Source organism: Deferribacter autotrophicus, from assembly GCF_008362905.1.
Lineage (GTDB): Bacteria > Chrysiogenota > Deferribacteres > Deferribacterales > Deferribacteraceae > Deferribacter > Deferribacter autotrophicus.
In genome coordinates this window covers 75,851-95,124 of sequence record NZ_VFJB01000006.1, presented here as the reverse complement: position 1 = coordinate 95,124, position 19,274 = coordinate 75,851, and the positions used below count along the sequence as shown (strand labels likewise).

Annotated in this window: 21 protein-coding genes; 7 read left to right on the top strand and 14 right to left on the bottom strand. The window is 35.1% G+C overall.

What is annotated here, in order from left to right; genetic code table 11:
- Positions 1-10: 10 nt before the first annotated feature.
- From FHQ18_RS08185 to FHQ18_RS08120, 14 genes are all read right to left on the bottom strand, one after another.
- The gene (locus tag FHQ18_RS08185; RefSeq protein ID WP_149266682.1) at positions 11-1,510 is read right to left on the bottom strand and encodes an NADH-quinone oxidoreductase subunit M; all 1,500 of its coding nucleotides are present in this window, start codon (positions 1,508-1,510) and stop codon (positions 11-13) included.
- A 10-nt stretch (positions 1,511-1,520) separates the two neighbouring features.
- The gene (gene nuoL / locus FHQ18_RS08180) at positions 1,521-3,428 is read right to left on the bottom strand and encodes an NADH-quinone oxidoreductase subunit L (protein ID WP_149266681.1); all 1,908 of its coding nucleotides are present in this window, start codon (positions 3,426-3,428) and stop codon (positions 1,521-1,523) included.
- A 10-nt stretch (positions 3,429-3,438) separates the two neighbouring features.
- Entirely contained in the window at positions 3,439-3,744 is a 306-nt protein-coding gene (gene nuoK / locus FHQ18_RS08175; RefSeq protein ID WP_149266680.1) for an NADH-quinone oxidoreductase subunit NuoK, read from the bottom strand.
- A gap of 12 nt (positions 3,745-3,756) precedes the next feature.
- The gene (locus FHQ18_RS08170) at positions 3,757-4,257 is read right to left on the bottom strand and encodes an NADH-quinone oxidoreductase subunit J family protein (RefSeq protein ID WP_149266679.1); all 501 of its coding nucleotides are present in this window, start codon (positions 4,255-4,257) and stop codon (positions 3,757-3,759) included.
- A gap of 1 nt (position 4,258) precedes the next feature.
- The gene (gene nuoI / locus FHQ18_RS08165; protein ID WP_149266678.1) at positions 4,259-4,717 is read right to left on the bottom strand and encodes an NADH-quinone oxidoreductase subunit NuoI; all 459 of its coding nucleotides are present in this window, start codon (positions 4,715-4,717) and stop codon (positions 4,259-4,261) included.
- A gap of 9 nt (positions 4,718-4,726) precedes the next feature.
- A complete protein-coding gene (gene nuoH / locus FHQ18_RS08160) occupies positions 4,727-5,710 on the bottom strand; it encodes an NADH-quinone oxidoreductase subunit NuoH (protein WP_149266677.1) in 984 nt (327 codons plus the stop codon).
- Between the two features lie 21 nt (positions 5,711-5,731).
- Positions 5,732-8,023 carry a molybdopterin-dependent oxidoreductase gene (locus tag FHQ18_RS08155; RefSeq protein ID WP_149266676.1) on the bottom strand — a complete coding sequence of 764 codons (2,292 nt, stop codon included), beginning with the start codon at positions 8,021-8,023 and terminating at the stop codon, positions 5,732-5,734.
- A 15-nt stretch (positions 8,024-8,038) separates the two neighbouring features.
- Positions 8,039-9,829 carry an NADH-quinone oxidoreductase subunit NuoF gene (gene nuoF, locus FHQ18_RS08150; protein ID WP_149266675.1) on the bottom strand — a complete coding sequence of 597 codons (1,791 nt, stop codon included), beginning with the start codon at positions 9,827-9,829 and terminating at the stop codon, positions 8,039-8,041.
- Between the two features lie 9 nt (positions 9,830-9,838).
- Positions 9,839-10,360 (bottom strand): NADH-quinone oxidoreductase subunit NuoE, encoded by a 522-nt coding sequence (nuoE, locus tag FHQ18_RS08145; RefSeq protein ID WP_149266674.1) that lies wholly within the window; start codon positions 10,358-10,360, stop codon positions 9,839-9,841.
- A 9-nt stretch (positions 10,361-10,369) separates the two neighbouring features.
- Positions 10,370-11,569 (bottom strand): NADH dehydrogenase (quinone) subunit D, encoded by a 1,200-nt coding sequence (gene nuoD, locus FHQ18_RS08140; RefSeq protein ID WP_149266673.1) that lies wholly within the window; start codon positions 11,567-11,569, stop codon positions 10,370-10,372.
- A gap of 9 nt (positions 11,570-11,578) precedes the next feature.
- Positions 11,579-12,073 carry an NADH-quinone oxidoreductase subunit C gene (locus FHQ18_RS08135; protein WP_246798709.1) on the bottom strand — a complete coding sequence of 165 codons (495 nt, stop codon included), beginning with the start codon at positions 12,071-12,073 and terminating at the stop codon, positions 11,579-11,581.
- An 8-nt stretch (positions 12,074-12,081) separates the two neighbouring features.
- Positions 12,082-12,558, bottom strand: a complete 477-nt coding sequence (locus tag FHQ18_RS08130) for a NuoB/complex I 20 kDa subunit family protein (RefSeq protein WP_149266671.1) — start codon at positions 12,556-12,558, stop codon at positions 12,082-12,084.
- Entirely contained in the window at positions 12,549-12,902 is a 354-nt protein-coding gene (locus FHQ18_RS08125; protein WP_149266670.1) for an NADH-quinone oxidoreductase subunit A, read from the bottom strand. The genes FHQ18_RS08130 and FHQ18_RS08125 overlap by 10 nt, the downstream gene beginning before the upstream one ends.
- Before the next feature lie 112 nt (positions 12,903-13,014).
- Positions 13,015-13,926: an RluA family pseudouridine synthase gene (locus tag FHQ18_RS08120; RefSeq protein WP_246798707.1), complete on the bottom strand. Its 912-nt coding sequence runs from the start codon at positions 13,924-13,926 to the stop codon at positions 13,015-13,017.
- A 932-nt stretch (positions 13,927-14,858) separates the two neighbouring features.
- On the opposite strand from FHQ18_RS08120, the gene rpsF reads away from it, so the two are divergent.
- The 7 genes from rpsF to FHQ18_RS08085 are packed head-to-tail and all read left to right on the top strand — an operon-like array spanning position 14,859 to position 19,227.
- The gene (gene rpsF / locus FHQ18_RS08115) at positions 14,859-15,233 is read left to right on the top strand and encodes a 30S ribosomal protein S6 (protein WP_149266669.1); all 375 of its coding nucleotides are present in this window, start codon (positions 14,859-14,861) and stop codon (positions 15,231-15,233) included.
- A 1-nt stretch (position 15,234) separates the two neighbouring features.
- The gene (ssb, locus tag FHQ18_RS08110) at positions 15,235-15,639 is read left to right on the top strand and encodes a single-stranded DNA-binding protein (RefSeq protein ID WP_149266668.1); all 405 of its coding nucleotides are present in this window, start codon (positions 15,235-15,237) and stop codon (positions 15,637-15,639) included.
- Between the two features lie 28 nt (positions 15,640-15,667).
- Positions 15,668-15,898, top strand: a complete 231-nt coding sequence (gene rpsR / locus FHQ18_RS08105; RefSeq protein ID WP_149266667.1) for a 30S ribosomal protein S18 — start codon at positions 15,668-15,670, stop codon at positions 15,896-15,898.
- A 32-nt stretch (positions 15,899-15,930) separates the two neighbouring features.
- Positions 15,931-16,800, top strand: coding sequence for a DUF2232 domain-containing protein (locus tag FHQ18_RS08100; RefSeq protein WP_149266666.1), 870 nt, complete (start codon positions 15,931-15,933; stop codon positions 16,798-16,800).
- Positions 16,793-17,062: a DUF1844 domain-containing protein gene (locus tag FHQ18_RS08095; protein WP_149266665.1), complete on the top strand. Its 270-nt coding sequence runs from the start codon at positions 16,793-16,795 to the stop codon at positions 17,060-17,062. The genes FHQ18_RS08100 and FHQ18_RS08095 overlap by 8 nt, the downstream gene beginning before the upstream one ends.
- Positions 17,055-17,981 carry a cation diffusion facilitator family transporter gene (locus tag FHQ18_RS08090; RefSeq protein ID WP_149266664.1) on the top strand — a complete coding sequence of 309 codons (927 nt, stop codon included), beginning with the start codon at positions 17,055-17,057 and terminating at the stop codon, positions 17,979-17,981. Before FHQ18_RS08095 ends, FHQ18_RS08090 begins: the two co-directional genes overlap by 8 nt.
- A 16-nt stretch (positions 17,982-17,997) precedes the next feature.
- Complete coding sequence (locus FHQ18_RS08085) at positions 17,998-19,227, top strand: LL-diaminopimelate aminotransferase (protein ID WP_149266663.1); 1,230 nt, start codon at positions 17,998-18,000, stop codon at positions 19,225-19,227.
- The last annotated feature ends 47 nt before the right edge of the window (positions 19,228-19,274 follow it).

Sequence of the window (19,274 nt, the reverse complement as noted above, 5' to 3'; positions counted from 1 at the left end):
ACGAGCCTCCCTATTTAAGCGCTATTTTAACTGTATTTATTTGTTCTATCAGGTTCTTAACACTTTCATGCATATATGAAGTGAATGTCTCTGGATACACACCCACCCAAAATACAATAATTATAAGTGGAAACAGATAGATAAACTCTCTTACATTCACATCTTCAATATTTTCCCACCTACTGTTAAACTGCTGGAAAAATACTCTCTGATACATCCAAAGCATATAAACAGCTGCAAAAATTACACCAGAAGCTGCTATTATAGCATAATCTGAAAATGCCTTAAAAGCACCAACAAGCACAAGAAATTCACCTATAAACGCTCCCATACTTGGAAGACCAATAGAACCGAAGGTAAATATTGCAAAAATTGTTGCATATACAGGTACTTTTTGAGCAATACCACCATAATCTGCAATCAATCTTGTATGTGTTCTTTCATAAATCAAACCAATTAATAAGAAGAGTGCACCTGTAATTATACCGTGATTGAACATCTGAAGAATGCCACCTTCAATACCTGATTGATTAAGTGCATATATACCTAATGTTACAAAACCCATGTGACTCACAGAAGAATATGCAACAAGCTTTTTCACATCCTCCTGAACCATAGCTACCAGTGCTCCATAAATGATAGCCACTACAGATAGTATGGCCACAAGAGGTACAAACTTAATTGAAGCAATCGGTGTAATAGGTAAACAGAATCTCAAGAAACCATAAGTACCCATTTTCAAAAGTACACCAGCAAGTATTACAGAACCTGCAGTTGGTGCTTCCACGTGTGCATCAGGCAACCATGTATGGAATGGAAACATAGGTACCTTAATTGCAAATCCCAAGAAGAATGCTAAAAATACTATTGTTTGGAATCCTAGTGAATATTGAGCACTAGCTGCAGTTATTTTTAATATATCAAATGTATATTCACCTGTTAGCTGTCCATGTTTGAAGTAAAGAGCTATAATTGCAAGCATCATTAATACTGAACCTGCAAGTGTGTAGAGGAAGAATTTGATAGCAGCGTAAACCCTTCTTTTGCCGCCCCAAACACCAATAATGAGATACATAGGTATGAGCATTGCTTCCCAAAAAATGTAGAAAAGGAAGAAATCCAATGCAACAAACACACCAACAATTGCCGCTTCTAAAATAAGCATTGCAATGTAAAACTCTCTTTGCCTTTTACCTATATATTTAAATGATGCTAAGATTGATATTGCTGTTAAAAGAGTTGTAAGAAATACCATTAAGATGGATATCCCATCCACACCTACATAATAGCTAATCCCCCAAGCTTTAACCCAATCATATCTCTCAACAAACTGCATTGCTGCAGTACCTTTATCAAAATTCCACATCAAAGGCATTGTGAGAATGAATTCGATAACACTTGCAACAAATGCAGCCCACATTGTAGCTTTACCACTTCTCCATAGGGCGAATATCACAAGTGCCGCTACAACTGGGAAGAAAATCAGAATTGATAAAATATTACCCATCATATCAAGCCCCCTACACCATATAGAAAATTGTTAATAATAGTATTACACCAAGTACAAAAGTGAATATGTATGTCTGTATTCTTCCTGTTTGAATAATCCTGAAAAATCTACCAAGAAACTGAGCCACCCATCCAAAGGCATTTACTATGAAGTCGATGAAATTTGCATCGAACCCTTTCCACAAGAATTTTGAAATCATTATAATTGGCTGTACAAAAAGTACATCGTACAACTCATCAAAATACCATTTGTTATAGAAAAATTTATGTACAGGTCTAAATGTCTTAACTGTCTTAGCAGGTAATTCAGGCATTTTAACATAGTATAAGTATGATACATAAATACCCGCTGCAGCAACAACAACTGAAAGAGCCATTAAGCCGTAGCTTGTACCAGCTGATAAGTGTGGTATATGGAAATGCTCAGGCACAAGAACAGGCTCAAGGAATTTATGGATAAACCCATGCTCAGGTGGAAATCCGAAGAATCCTGCCAATACTGACATAATAGCCAAAAGTATCAAAGGAAATGTCATTTGCCATGGTGATTCATGGGCATGATCATAAAGGTGTTTATCCCTTGGCTGTCCAACAAATACGTACCACCACAATCTAAACATATAAAATGCCGTCATAAATGCTACAACAGTACCTACAAACCAAGCAAATTTATGCCCACTTGCAAATGTCATAGCTAAGATTTCATCCTTACTGAAGAAACCAGCAAAAGGTGGAATTCCTGCAATTGCTATACATCCAATCAAGAATGTATAGCCCGTAATCTTCATTTTATTTAAAAGTCCACCCATTTTTCTAATATCAAGTTCATCCTGCATAGCATGCATTACGCTACCAGAACAAAGGAACAATAGTGCCTTAAAAAATGCGTGTGTAAAAAGGTGGAAAATACCTGCCACATAGGCACCAACACCGGTAGCCATAATCATATAACCTAACTGGCTCACTGTTGAATAAGCCAAAACTCTCTTGAAGTCATACTGTGTTAAACCGATTGTCGCACCAAGTAATGCTGTAGCAGCACCAACAAAAACCACTATATTACTTGTAATATGAGCTTCTGAGAAAAGTGGATTACATCTAGCTACCATATAAACACCAGCAGTAACCATTGTAGCAGCGTGGATTAATGCAGAAACTGGTGTAGGACCTTCCATCGCATCAGGCAACCACACATGAAGTGGAAACTGTGCAGATTTACCAATCGCACCGCAGAACAATCCGAATGTCATTAAGTCAAGAAGGCTCAAATCCAGTCCAAAAACATTAAATGTAGTATTCTTAACATGCTCAATAATTTCATAATTAAAAGCATCCTGATATGTTAGACTTTTGAATGTCATAATTACAAGTAGCAAACCTATATAAAATCCGAAGTCACCAATTCTGTTTACTACAAATGCTTTTTTAGAGGCATCTGCAGCACTCTTTTTATGAAACCAGAAACCGATCAATGCATAAGAAGATAAACCAACCAATTCCCATCCAACAAAAAGCATTAAGAAGTTGTTACCCAGTACTAAAATTAACATTGAAAGGGTAAACATTGATAAATATGTAAAGAATCTCCAGTATCCAGGATCATGATGCATATAACCGATAGAATAGATATGTACCATAGTACTAACAAATGTTACAACAATAAGCATTATTGATGAAAGCGGATCTATAAGAATACCAAAAGGGATTGTAATCTTTCCAGCAATAACCCATTCATAAACAGTGGCATCTACTCTATATCCGCCGGCAACCTTAAAAAACGTCATAATAGCCAAAGCTAATGATACCAAAACACCGGCAATAGCCACATAGTGAGCATTCCTCTTTATGTAAAGCCTTCCAAATATCCCGTTTATTAAAAATGCAGCTAATGGCGCTATTAGTATACCTAACTCAATCATATCCCTACTCCTATCCTCTTAGTGAATTGATTTCATCAGCATTTATTGTGGCTTTATTTCTGAAAAGTGTAATTATCAACGCCAACCCTACAGCAGCCTCAGCAGCAGCCACACACATAACAAAAACGATAAAAATTTGACCAGTCATTGTATGTAAATATTTCGAATAAGCGGCCAAATTTATATTAACAGCATTTAACATCAATTCCAGCGACATAAACATTACTATTAAGTTTCTTCTGATAAGTACTCCAGTAATTCCAATACCGAAGAGTATCGCGCTTAATATCAAGTAATGCTGCAATGTCATTTCCATTATCCACCTCCCCTACTCTTTCTTCGCCAGAACAATTGCACCAATCATCGCCACAAGCAAAAGGATAGAAGCAACTTCAAATGGTACAAGGTAATTAGTAAACAGTTCTTTACCAAACAGTTTAACATTCCCCATCTCTTTAATCATCTGATCAGTAATCCCACCTTCATGTCCGAGAATATTGCTTGTCTTAATTGCTATAAAAACTTGCACAACTAGTATTATTGAAACAATGGTTCCCAAAGCATACCTAAAAGGTATTTTGATAAATCCATGCGATTTTGGATTAAGCAACATAACTACAAAGAGATACAGAACCAAAATAGCTCCTGCATAAACCAAGACCTGGATTGCAGCTATAAATTCTGCATTAAGCTGTACAAAAATACCAGCTACACTAAAAAAGGTTAACAACATCCACAGGGCTGAATGGACAGGGTTAATTCTTGTTATCATAAATAGTGCTGATACAATGGCTAAAAACGCCAAAATATAAAATGCCACCTGCTCCATTTTATTCTCCTTTACCTTCTTCTATATATTCTTTATACTTTTTAACCAAAAACTTAATATTAACCCTGTAACCATCTCTTGTTGGTCTAACAACATCATAGCTTCTGCCCATGTGGATTGCATCAACTGGACATGCTTCTTCACAAAATCCACAGTAAATACACCTATCAAGCTCTATCTCGTATTTCCTAATTAATCTTTCTCCATTTGGACCTGCATCCGTTTCAATATGGATACATTCTGATGGGCAAACTCTTTCACATAAATAACAACCAACACATTTTGGCTTACCTTGTTCATCCGTTTTCATGTAATGAACGCCCCTAAATCTTTCAAAAATAGGGGTGGCCTCAAAGGGATATTTATATGTAACTGGTTTTTTAAACATATGTTTCAGAGTTACACCAAGCCCCTGCATTATTTCAGTAAAAAATACGTAGTCAAATATATTCCTCGCCATAATTCACCCCTATCTCACGATATATACAATAATAGATGTAATAAGTACGTTAGCTAGCGCAATTGGAATAAGGACTTTCCAACCAAGTGACATCAACTGGTCGAATCTTAACCTTGGCAAAGTCGCTCTTAACCATAGATAGAAGAACATAATGAAGAGAACCTTTATAACAAACCAAACAAATCCTGGTAAAATTGGTCCATTCCATCCACCTAAAAATACTATTGTTGCAATAGCAGAAACCACATACATATTTGCGTATTCTGCTAAGAAAAAGAGCGCAAACTTCATACTAGAGTATTCTACATGGAAACCAGCAACAAGCTCTGTTTCTGCTTCAGGTAGGTCAAATGGAGCTCTGTTTGTTTCTGCTATAGCAGAAATAAGGTATATAACAAATGCGACAAATTGCGGAACAATAAACCACAATCCTTTTTGGGCAATAGTAATATCTCTTAAAGAAAGTGAACCTGCCAACAACACTGGACCAACTAACGCCAGTCCCATAGCAGTCTCATAACTGATAACCTGTGCAGATGATCTTAAACTACCAAGGAGTGCATATTTGGAGTTTGATGCCCAACCAGACATAATAATACCATATGTACCCACAGATGAAAGCGCCAAAATGTACAAAAGACCAATATTTATATCTGAAATATAAGGTTGTACCTCTTTACCAAAAATAACAAACTTATCAGCAAAAGGGATAACAGCAAAGGCACTTAATGCAGGTATTAAACTGAGTAATGGTGCAATAATATATACAGGTTTATCCACCATATCAGGCACAATATCTTCTTTCATTAATAACTTCAAACCGTCAGCAATAGGCTGCAGTAAACCTTTCCAACCCACATGGGTAGGACCAAGCCTTACCTGCATATGACCGATAACCTTCCTCTCTGCCCATGTCATATAAGCTACACTCAACAGAAGTACAGTGATAACAATTAGGATCTTAATAACTGTTAAAATTATCCCCACTAACATACCCTTACCTCTTCTAAATTTTTATATATGCTTTATTAAATCTACCTTCAAATAACTTCCTTCGTAAAACAGAGGTGCTGTTTCTTTAAAATCTTTTGGTAATGAGATTGCGCCTTGCAAAATCTTTTTATCAACTTTTACTCTATATTTGTAAGAATCATTACCTATTTTAATGGTTAAATAATCGTTATCCTTTACATTTAATTCTTTTGCATCTTCAGGGTTAATTTCTATGATTGGTTCACCATATACTTTACTCAAATCATAAGACCTTCTTGTATACGAACCGCTATGTAACCTCAAATAAGCAGGGTACAATTCATATTTACCAGAACCTTTAATCTCAAATTTTACATCACCATCAATTTTCACTTTATATGGATAGCTTACAATACCACCATTCCAATCCACACCTATATACAATGGGTTTTCAACTTCAATCATTTCCCTGATTTTGTCTGTTTCATATGGTAATGTTGTACCGAATTTTTTAGCAAGCTCTACAATGACATCTTTATCAGTCTTCACACCTTTATCTACAGCCTTATGTAAAGACTGAACTCTACCTTCAAAGTTTGTAAAAGAACCATCTTTTTCAGCAAAGGTAGCCACTGGTATATAAACATTTGAAAGCTCAGCTGTCTCACTAAAGAATGGATCCGTAACAACAAATAACTCCAAATCATTCAATAAGTTTAGAATATCAAAGTATTCGGATCTAACAGCTAAATTCTCTCCCAACACAATTAATGCCTTTATTTTATCAGCTTCAATCCCTTCTCTAAGCTCAACCCCTTTATCAGTCTCCACAAGTCCTGGATTCATTCCATTGAAACATCCCATATCAACAATACCTTGGGAATTATTCTTTGCTTTAGCTGGAACCAATTTTACATTTGACACTTTATCAAGAACCTTTTTAGCAATTTCTACATCTTTAGGATTATAAGGGTTAAACACGAATACAGGTTTATCATCATTTTTAAAATTATCAGCAGCTTCGCTATACTTGTTGTTTTCACCATCTAATGCTTTTAAGAACAATTCAAACTCATTATAAAGTTCTGATGGTTTATATACATAAAACTCTGTGGCCACTCTTTTTAGTGGTGTATAATTCGGATAAAAAACATAGAGGTTTGACTCTTCTCTTCTACCTGCAACCCTTACTGAATAACCTAATACTGGGTTAGATTCTGTAACATCGATATTGAAAACAATTAATGCATTGCTTGATTCAACATCATTGTAGGTGCCATCAGGAAGTGCATTAATTGTTTCAAGGGAATAGATATTGTTTGTTTTAACAACTTCTCTAGCAAACTTTTGAGCAAGAAAAGCTTCTTCGTTCGTTAATCGTGGTGAAATAACAAAAGCTACACTATCATTACCATATTTGGATATTACCGCACTTAATTTTTCATAAATTGTATTTAATGCACCATCAAAATCTACATCCTTAAACTCATTACCGTCTTTAACTTTTGCAGTTACAGGTCGCTGTGTAGAATTGATAAGTTCATAACCAAACCTACCTTTAGCACAAAGAAGCCCTTTGTTTACCCCTTTATACACATCTTCTTTAATTCGATACACTTCATTGTTTTCATGATCAATAATTACAGTACAGCCACATGAGCAGTATCCACAGATAGATTCTGTATGCTCAAGATGCCATGGTCTGTTTTTGAAAAGATACACTCTGTTATTCAGCGAACCTACCGGACAAACACTCATACATTGTCCACAGTATTCGCAGTTCCAAGGCTGATCAAATGCTGTTCCAATATATGTTTCAACGCCTCTGTTGATAAATGATATAGCCTCTACATTTACAATCTCATCACAGATTCTCACGCATTTTCCACAAAGCACACATCTGTCGATATCTCTTTCAATAAATGGGTTTGTATGATCTACTGGACTATTATTTGGTTTTTCATCAAATCTAACTTTAGTTATTCCAAACTCATATGTTAAGTCCTGCAGCAAACACTCACCACCCTTGTCACACACAGGACAGTCAAGAGGGTGGTTTATCAATAACAATTCAATTAATGTCTTCCTAATCCTTTTTAGCTTCTCACTATTAGTAATTACTTCCATATTATCAGTTACAGGAGTTGTACATGCAGTCATCAATTTTGGGCTGCCTTTAACCTCAACAAGACAAACCCTACATGCACCAAAAGGGTTTAAATTTTTATGATGACACATTATTGGAATATAAACACCGGCTTTCTCAGCCGCTTCCAAAATTGTTGTCCCTGGTTCTACTTTAACTTCTATTCCGTCTATCTTAACGGTCAACATAGGCCATCCTCACTCTTAATCTATTGCATTAAATGGACAGTTTACTATACATTCACGACACTTAACACACTTACTTTTATCTATATATGCTGGCTTACCTTTCTCCCAGGTAATGGCACCAACAGGACATACCTTAAAACAGATACCACATTTCTTACATCTATCTTCATCCACAACGAACTCTATCAAGTCTGGACATTCTCTCGCAGGACATTTTTTATCTTTTATATGTGCTTCATACTCATGTCTAAAATACTTTATTGTTGTAAGGACTGGGTTTGGAGCGGTTTGACCCAAACCACAAAGTGAAGCAGTCTTGATATCCATTGCAAGGGATTCGAGTAATTCTATATCACCTTCTCTACCTTCACCCTTACAAATCCTTTCAAGGATATCGAGCATTGTCTTTGTACCTATTCTACAAGGAATACATTTACCGCAAGATTCTCTTTGGGTAAAAGTCAAGAAGAACTTAGCAACATTAACCATACAGTTAGTTTCATCCATTACAACCACACCACCAGAACCCATCATGGCTCCAGCAGCAATCAATGAGTCATAATCTATAGGGGTATCAAGCATGCTTTCTGGTAGACAACCACCTGATGGTCCACCAAGCTGAACAGCTTTAATCTTTCTCCTTTTAGGGATACCACCACCTACATCAAAAACAAGCTGTCTAACAGTAACCCCCATTGGCACTTCAATAAGTCCTGTACTCTTAACTTTACCGCTCAAAGCAAATATCTTTGTACCCTTTGATTTTTCCGTACCAATAGATGCATACCATTCTGCACCATTTTTTATAATCAGAGGTAAGTTGGCAAAGGTTTCCACGTTATTAACGTTTGAAGGTTTCCCCCAAAGCCCTTTAACAGCTGGGAATGGAGGCCTTGGTCTTGGCATCCCTCTCTCACCTTCAATGGATGCAATCAAGGCTGTCTCTTCACCACAAACAAAGGCACCAGCACCTTCTTTAAGGTGAAGATGAAACTCAAAATCAGTACCCAATATATTTTTGCCTAAAAATCCTCTTTCTTCAGCTATTCTAATAGCTTTTTTAACACGTTTTATTGCCAATGGATACTCAGCACGACAATAAATATACCCCTCTTTACAACCAATCGCATATGCTGCAATAAGCATCCCTTCAATCACTGCATGCGGGTTCCCCTCAATAATACTTCTATCCATGAAAGCACCAGGGTCACCCTCGTCAGCATTACATATCAAATATTTCAAATCCCCCTTTGATGCTCTACAAAATGTCCACTTAAGTCCAGTAGGGAAACCACCACCCCCTCTTCCTCTCAAACCAGATTTTTTAACCTCTTCAATAACCTCTTCAGGAGTCATCTCTTTTAAAACTTTCTTTATTGCCTCATATCCACCATAAGCAATATAATCATCTATATCTTCAGGATCTACTTTACCACAATCAGCCAAAACATAGCGTTTTTGCAGTTTGTAAAAATCATAGTAATCTTTCTTAGCAGCCCATTTTTTAACAACTTCACCTTTAATTATATGCTCTTCAACAATGGTTGGAACCATTTCTGGAGTCACATGCTCATATGTTACTTCTTCCTGGCCAGGAATATGTATATCAACCAAAACGTCCCTTGCACAAAGACCCCTACAACCGGTAGCTTTTACTTTACAATTCCTCTCTTTTACTTCACCAATAAGTCCATGCTTTTTAAACTCTTCTTCAAAGGCTGCCATTACATCAGGACCACCTGATGCAACCCCGGCAGTACCCATACAAACGTGAACTTCAATTTGATCTATTTTTTGAGCACTCATAACCTACCCCTAATCCTCTTTTTTAGCATATTCCCTAAAAATCTCTCTTGCTTTTTCAGGGGTCAAATTACCGTAAGTTTTATCATTAATCATAATAACAGGTGCCATACCACAAGCACCAATGCATGAAACTTCTTCCAACGTGAATTTCAAATCACTGGATGTTTCTCCATTTTTGATACCAAACTCTTCAGTTACCACTTCGGAAATACGACCAGAACCTTTTACGTGGCAGGCTGTACCTCTACAAACCCTAATCACATATTTACCACGCGGTGTAGTATAAAATTGCGCATAAAATGTAATTACCCCATAAATCGTGTGGGGTGACATATTTAAATTTTCTGCAATTCTATCAACCATATCTTTTGAAAGATAACCGTAATGATCCTGAACTTTTTGTAACACAGGAATGGTTGAACCTTTCTTCCCCTTGTATTCTGCACAAATTTCATCAATTGCTGTTAAATCTAATTCCTGTAGAACTTCTTGTTCTTGCTGTTCATTTTTTTCCAATGTGTTCTCAGCCATAGGCTTCCCCTATCTATCTATTTCACCTAAAACTATATCTACACTACCGATAATACCAACAAGGTCAGCAATCATATGCCCCTTTGCCATAATAGGTAGAGCACCCAGATTCACAAAAGAAGCAGCACGAATTTTCAACCTGTATGGTTTCTCTTTGCCATCACTCACAATATAGAAGCCCACTTCCCCTTTTGGAGCTTCAACGCAAGCATAAGTCTCACCTTTAGGAGTTCTAAAACCTTTGGATATGAGATAAAATCTTCTAATAAGCGATTCCATCTTTTCGTAAACATCTTCATGAGATGGCATCCCAACTCTTGGGTCATCTGTCATTACTGGCCCTTCAGGTATCTGCTCTAACGCCTGCTCAAGAATCTTTCTTGATTCTCTCATCTCCTGCATACGAACTTTGTATCTTGCATAGATATCCCCTTCTTCAAAACATGGGATATCAAAGTCAAATCTATCGTAAATACTGTAAGGCTCAGCTTTTCTTAAATCAAACTTAATACCAGAACCTCTCATAATAGGTCCGCTTGCACCGTAATTCATTGCATCTTCACCGGAGATATAACCCACACCAACTGTTCTCTTTAGCCAGATACGGTTTTTAGTAAGCAGTCTTTCGTATGTATTACAACGATCTTCAAAGATATCTATAAACTCCTTCAACCTATCAAAAAATTCAGGAGGAACATCTTCTCTGATTCCACCAATTCTGATCCAAGAGCTAGTCATCCTTTGTCCAGTAGCGATCTCAAACATATCAAGTATCATTTCCCTTTCTCTAAACGCATAAAGGAACACTGTCATAGCACCAATATCTAAGGCATGAGTAGCAATCCATACAAGGTGGCTTGCAATCCTAGCAAGCTCTGCAAAAATCACTCTCAGATATTCTGCCCTTTCAGGAATCTTCACATCAAAAAACTTTTCAACTGCCAAGCAATAAGCAAGGTTATTTGAAAGAGGAGCAAGATAATCCAACCTATCAGTTAAAGGGATAAACTGATGGTAGGTTCTATTTTCAGCTAATTTTTCCACACCTCTATGCAAAAAACCAATATCTGGTCTCACATCAACTATTGTCTCACCATCAAGGTCTACTACAAGCCTCAAAACCCCGTGCGTACTGGGGTGCTGAGGTCCCATATTAATTGTTATAACTTCGCCTAAATAATCTTTATCTTGAACTTTTACATTCTCCATAGCCAACCCCTACTTTGTAAACCTTATACCTAAGTTCTGCTCATCAACTTTATTAAACCATTTACGTTCTTTTAATGGGAAATCTTTTCTAAGAGGATGTCCTTCAAAGAAATCAGGAAGCAAAATCCTTCTCAAGTCAGGATGACCTTCAAAAATCACACCAACAAGGTCATACTGCTCTCTTTCCATAAAGTTGGCACCTTTCCAGATGTCAGTAACAGTCTCTATCTTTTCATCAGGAATCATCACCTTAACAAAAACCCTAATATTATTCTCAATAGAATAGAGATTATAAACCACATCAAATTTCATATCTCTATCAGGCCAGTGGGTAGCAACAATATCGACAATATACTTAAAAGAGAATTTCTCTTTTAACTCTTTCAAAACATCTTTGAAAAAGGATTTATCAACTTGAAGAAAATTACATTTAAACTCTACTTTACCTGAAACTTTTCCTGGGTATTTTTCATTAAAATACTGAACAATTTCATTAAATGTCATATCCCACCTCATTTCCTGATAACTTTTTCATGCTTTATCTTTTCTTGAAGAGCAACTATAGCATCAAGAAGAGCTTCAGGCCTTGGAGGACACCCAGGAATATAAAAATCTACAGGTACTATCTCATCCACACCCTGAACAGTGGAGTAAGTATTAAATATACCACCACTTGTAGCACAACTCCCCATAGCGATAACCCATTTTGGCTCTGGCATCTGATCATACACCTTTCTAACAACTGGTGCCATTTTTCTTGTCACTGTTCCTGCCACAATCATTAAGTCAGCTTGCCTTGGTGTAGCCCTAAAAATAACACCAAGCCTATCGAGGTCATACTTAGACGCACCAGCTGCCATCATTTCGATAGCACAGCAGGCAAGACCAAACGTTACAGGCCAAATAGAAGATCTTCTAGCCCAGTTAATAACACTATCAATAGTTGTAGTAATAATGTTGTCTGAAAACTTGTGCTCGATCAAGCCCATTCTAACGCTCCTTTTCTCCAAGCATAAAAATAACCAAAAACAAGAATGATGATAAAAATAATCATCTCAACTAAACCAAAGATTCCTACCAGATCGAATGCCACAGCCCATGGGAACAAGAAAACAGTTTCCACATCGAATATTACAAACAACATTGCAATAATATAAAACTTTACACTGTACCTTTTCCTTGCATCAGAAAACTCTGGCATACCACATTCATAAACACTCAACTTTACTTTCTCTGGCTTATTAGGCCTAACTATGACACCTACTGAAATTGTGATAACACCTATTAAAGCTGAAATTATTAACATTAGTGCTATTGGTAAATAAGGACTCATAACCCACCTCTGTATTTTGTATACAGTATGCATTTTCTATCATATCAAAACGAAAGTGTCAACAAGAAACATTGTTTTAATAAAGGATAACGCAATATTATGATTATCTATTTCAGCTATTGATAGACCATTTATCAATAAAACTTTTCATATCATCTGGAAAACCTATTTTAAAACTCACTAATCGCTTTTCAAAAGGGCATTGAAATGACAGATAATAAGAGTGAAGTGCCTGCCTTGGGAAATCGATTTTTTTACTCAATTTATTTCCATAAACAGTATCACCTATCAAAGGAAATCCAAGGTGTGACATATGAACCCTTATTTGATGAGTTCTCCCTGTGTAAATTTTTACATCAGCAAGAAAAATATCCTTCCATCTTTTTAGAACCCATATTTCACTTTTGGCAAACCTACCATTCTCCACCACTGCCATCTTTTTTCTATCAACAGGGTGTCTACCTATTTTGTTTTCCACTATAACATGTTCCCATTTTGGATTACCATAACAAAGCGCATAATATTTCTTCTCTACCATACGCTCCTTAAAAAGATGGGACAACTTCTCTTTAACTACTCTATTTTTCGCAACAATTATTAACCCAGAAGTATCTTTATCCAGCCTATGAATAATTCCTGGCCTCAATTCATCCTCATCATCCAATTGATACTTATTAATAATGGCATTAACCAGCGTATTGTATTTATTACCTGGAGCAGGATGTACACAAAGACCTGGTTGTTTGTTTATAATGATATAGTATTCATTTTCATATATTATATTTAGTGGTATATCTGCAGGCTTTAAATCAAGAGGCTCTTCTTTCGGAATTTTAACAATAATAATATCATTTATATTTATTTTATAAGAAGGCTTTACTTTTTTACCATTCACCAAAACCAAACCATCTTTTATCAAATTGGTACAAAAACTTCTTGACCTATCAATTTGTCCAGAAATGTACTGATCTAATCTAACTTTAGATTCTTCAGCTACGATAGTTACTTCACTTTCAATTTCCACTATACAACTCCTTGAAATTGTAAATAGTTGCCACTGAAGAAGTGGCAACTATTTTATAATAATTGATTTATTTCAATATTCCATAAAAATCCCCATTTTTGGATAATTTTTACAAAAAAAATGAGGGATGTAACCTCCTATTATAAAATGAATTTCATAAAATGAGAACTTATTTAATTAATAAAATCATAAAAAATTTTTCATTTAATAATTAGTTGCCACTTAAAAGTGGCAACTAATTAATAGTTAATATGTTTTTCCTTATCACACTGATTATTATCCATCAATTACTAAAATCTGTTGTCTAATATAATTTATCGTAAACTCTAAACTTTTCGGGGTTTTAAAGGGGGTTTACCCCCTTTAAGTATCATTTTTATAAATATCACAAATGAATAATTTTCCATTTATCAATAAAATACACTTTTTCAGCAGTAACTAATTAAACTATGTCTTATCTATATGCAACCATAAAATCAAAATCAAACTTCAAGAACTACTCATTTTTTATAAAACAGTAATATAAAATGCATCGAACTTTCACAACCACTGTTGTCAGCCTGCCGACTCATCATACAACTTGCCCAAATGCGGTCGTAGTAATCGGGGTAAACGAAGCCGATTAATAAGGTCGTAAGAGTTGTAAAGGCTGTAAAAGTAATAAGAGTTGTATGAGTGGAAGAAAGTTCAACGTCCAATGTTCAAGGTTCTATGTTTAAAACGGGTTAAGGTTGAAGTTAAAAGAATAAAGATTAGATACCACAACCTTTACAACCATTGACAACCATAAAAATCATCCTCCTATTCATTAAAAAATTGGATTAATCCAGGTTAATTTTTTATTGACATATCATCGTCAAACTGTTAGAAGTTTTCACCACCTTGCTGCGTGCATTTTTAGGTGCGTGGCTAAAAAACCACAAGGAGGAAAAATGAGAGTATATGAAACACTTTTTATCGTAAAACCAGATCTTTCACAGGAAGATGCTATCAAGGTTTTTGAAAGCTTCAAAGAAAATATCACAAACAATGGCGGCAAAATCATCAATGAAGAAGTATGGGGTAAAAAAACCCTTGCTTACAAAATTCAGAAATTCAGTGAAGGATACTACTTTTTAATCAACTTTGAAGCAGAACCAACATATCCAAAGGAACTTGAAAGAAGACTTAAACTCAATGAAAGTGTTATCCGTTTCATAGTAGTTAAAATCGATGGCAAAAAGTTTAAATTAAAGAAACAAGCTCCAGCACCAGAAGAAACACCAAAAGCTGAAGAGCAACCTGCTGAAGAAAAAACTGAGGAATAAAATGGGTTTTTTCAATAAAGTAATCCTTCTTGGCAATGTTACAAGGAATCCTGAGGTAAGGTATATCCCTGGTAGCGGAACACCTGTTGCATCTTTTGGCCTTGCCATAAATAGAAGATACAGACAGGGTGATGATACAAGAGAAGAGACCTGTTTTATTGACATAGTAGCCTTTTCAAAGTTGGCTGAATTTGCTGGAGAATATATTGCCAAGGGGATTTCTGTTCTTGTGGAAGGGCGCCTTACATATCGCACATGGGAACAGGATGGACAAAAAAGAAGCAAACATGAAGTTGTAGCTGAAAATATACAACTTGTGTGGAAAAAGGAAAAGTCTGCTGATGCATCAGACCTGCTTGATGATGTTGCTGAAGACAGCTTTGATGAAGATGACATACCATTTTAAATTAAGTATACTGTTAGGAGGTTTATAGATGGCAATAGTTAGAAGAAGATTTCAAAGACAAAAAGTTTGTAAATTCTGTTCAGAAAATATTGATATTGATTATAAAGATGCAAATCTTTTAAAACAATTCATCACAGAACGTGGTAAAATCATGCCAAGAAGATTAACTGGAACCTGTGCTAAACATCAAAGAAGATTAGCTGACGCCATAAAGACTGCTCGTATTATGGCATTATTACCTTTTACATTAAATAAATAATATAAGGGGAATCCCTTCCCCTTTTTTTATCTATGGTGAATCCCATACCAATAATTCAACTTTTAGCAAGTATAATATTATTTACTTTCAACGCATATAACCCATATTTTGGGTTTTTCTTTGGGCTAATTTCGCCCCTATTTTTACTCTTTTACTTAAATTCTTTAAAAAGATTTCCTTTCGAGCTTTTGATTGCAGTCATTATTCACGCTGCTATTTTCAAAATAGTCACAGTTTATTATATTTTCATGGTAGTTATTCCATCCTTCATCATATTAACAAGAAAAGAAAAAGCTGAATTATTATCAGGTTTACCCGCTTTACTGGCCTCTATCATCGTTTTAATTTTGTTGCCAGAAATAAAAACAGCATTAATAAAAAACTTAGAATTTAACCTTTCAAACTATCTTGAACTTTTAAGAAATAGTGCTACAACAGAAAAACTATTTTATATTGAAAAAATCGAAAAGAATAAAACTTACATCGCAGCTCTTTTTATATATCTAATGCCATCACTCTCTTACAGCTACATTGCTTTTACAACATATATTAATAAAAGATTTTTTTACAAATTTCAAAAAATCCCAGTACAGCCTTTTCAGGTGCCATTTCAGCTGATACCCGTATTAGTGGTAGGTGGTTTTTTAATTTTAGCCAATTACATTATTACAAAAATTATATCGTACAACACGTTAATCATCTTCTTTACACTGTTTTTTGTGCAAGGAATTGAAATTCTCGAGTTCTGGTTGAAAAAAATCAAAGTACCTATAATTTTTAAATATGTAATCTACTTTTTTATTTTAGTAGAACCACCTCTTACTATAATTTTGAGTATTTTTGGACTCTTTGATACCTGGATAGATTTTAGAAAATTGAATAAGGGAGGACAAAATGGATGAAAAAAAATATTTTGAGTCATTATTTATCTCCCTTGTCGCAACATTTGAAACAAATGCCTTAATAGCTATGGGAAAACTCACAAATCCCGTCGATGGTAAAGTGGAAAAAGATCTTAACGCTGCTAAAATGAATATTGACATTCTCAGAATGTTAAAAGAAAAGACAAATAATAACTTAAGTGAACAAGAATTGAAACACCTAACAACTACAATTACAAATTTAGAATTAAATTATGTGGAAGAGATAAAAACTGATGGGTAAAGCAAATGCGCCTAAAATATCTATAATCATTGCCTCTATCCTGGCAGTAGTAAAGATTGTTTTCGGATTATTAGTTAATTCAATGGCAATCATTGCTTCTGCAGCTGATTCAATCTTTGATATTATATCATCTGCTATAAACTTTGTTGCAATTAAAAAATCTGAAGAACCACCTGACGAAAAACACCCTTATGGCCACGCCAAATTTGAATCCCTTGCCACTTATATCCAATCATTGATTATACTTTTATCAGGTGGTTTTATACTTTATAAAAGTATTATCAAAATTATCCGCAAAGACCCCGTAACGGATTTAACTACCGGTATCTACATAATGACTTTCTCATTAATAGTTACATTTTTTCTAGTCATTTACCTAAATCATATGGCAAAAAAAACAGACTCTTCAGTTATAGAAGCAGACGCATTACATTATAAAGTGGATTTACTAAGTAACGGTGGCGTTATTTTAGCTTTACTGATTATTAAATACACTAATTTTCAAATAATTGACCCTATTATTTCTATCCTTACAGCATTTTATATAATTTATTCAGCAATAAAATTAAACCTAAAAGTCAGCATGGAACTGCTCGACACTGAACTTCCAAAAGAAATAAAAAACGATATTTTAAATGTTTTGAAACAGTTTGATAAATACCATCTAGATACCCACAAAATCAGGACTAGGAAAGCCGGTAATAAAAAATTCTTAGATATGCATATCACTCTTTGCAAAAACCTTACTTTGGAAGATGCACACAAAGTTGCAGATTTGATTGAAAATACCTTAAAAAAAGAGATAAAAGATTTAGATGTTACTATTCATATGGATCCTTGTGATGAAAAAACTTGTCCGGGATTTGATGCTTGCAATAACAATAAAATCCGTTTAGATAATAATAAACAAATTAAATGATAAAAAGGAGGATGTAGTGAGAGATTTTATGGAAAATGTTATTGCTGAACGTTTAGGCGGTAAAATGTTTGGCAAAGACACCAAAATCTACAAATTTGAGAAAATAAAAAGAGCAAAAAGGGCTGCTTTAGAGGCAAATCCTGGAAAAGAACTTATAGATCTTGGAGTGGGTGAACCTGATGACATGGCAGACATGAGTATCGTAAAAGTTTTGCAAATCGAAGCTGAAAAAAAAGAAAATAGATTCTATGCAGACAATGGAATTCAAGAATTTAAAGATGCTGCAGCAGAATATATGAAAAAAAGATTTGGTGTCGATATAGATCCTGTTAAAGAAGTAAATCATGCAATTGGTTCAAAACCAGCCCTTGCAATGCTTCCATTTTGTCTAATCAATCCTGGTGATATTGCTTTGATGACAGTACCTGGATATCCTGTTACAGGAACAATCACAAAATACCTTGGTGGAGATGTTTTCAATTTGCCTTTAACAAAGGAAAACAACTTTTTACCTGATCTAGATTCTATCCCTGAAGATGTAAGAAAAAGGGCAAAAATCCTGTATTTAAACTATCCAAACAACCCTACAGGGGTTCTTGCACCAAAAGAGTTTTTCGAAAAAGTTGTAAAATTTGCAAAAGAAAACAATATAGCAGTAATCCATGATGCTGCATACATTGAGCTTACTTATGGCGAAAGACAACCATCCTTTTTAGAGATTGAAGGTGCAAAGGAAGTAGGTGTAGAGATTCATTCATTATCAAAATCGTTTAATATGACTGGTTGGAGAATGGCCTTCGTATGTGGTAACGAACTTCTCGTGCAGGCTTTCGCCACTGTAAAAGACAATAACGATTCTGGACAATTTATTCCAATACAAAAGGCAGCAACCTATGCTTTACAACATCCTGAATTGATAGATAACGTTAGAGAAAAATACCAAAGAAGACTACAAGCTTTGGCAAAAGTTTTAAAAGACCTAGGTTTTTACGTCAATGAACCTAAAGGAACATTCTATCTTTATTTTGAAATACCAAAAGGAACAAAAAGTGGCAGAGAATTCAAAAGTGCAGAGGAATTTTGCGATTACCTGATAAGAGAAAAACTCATTTCTTCTGTTCCATGGGATGATGCTGGACATTATCTCAGATTTACTGTAACCTTTGAAGCAAAAGATCTTGATGATGAAAAAAGAATAATTGATGAGGTAGCAAAAAGGTTATCTGAAGAAGAATACATTTTCTAGAGCCTGTTAAAGGCTCTTCTCTTCTTCGAATCTAAAATGGAGAAATA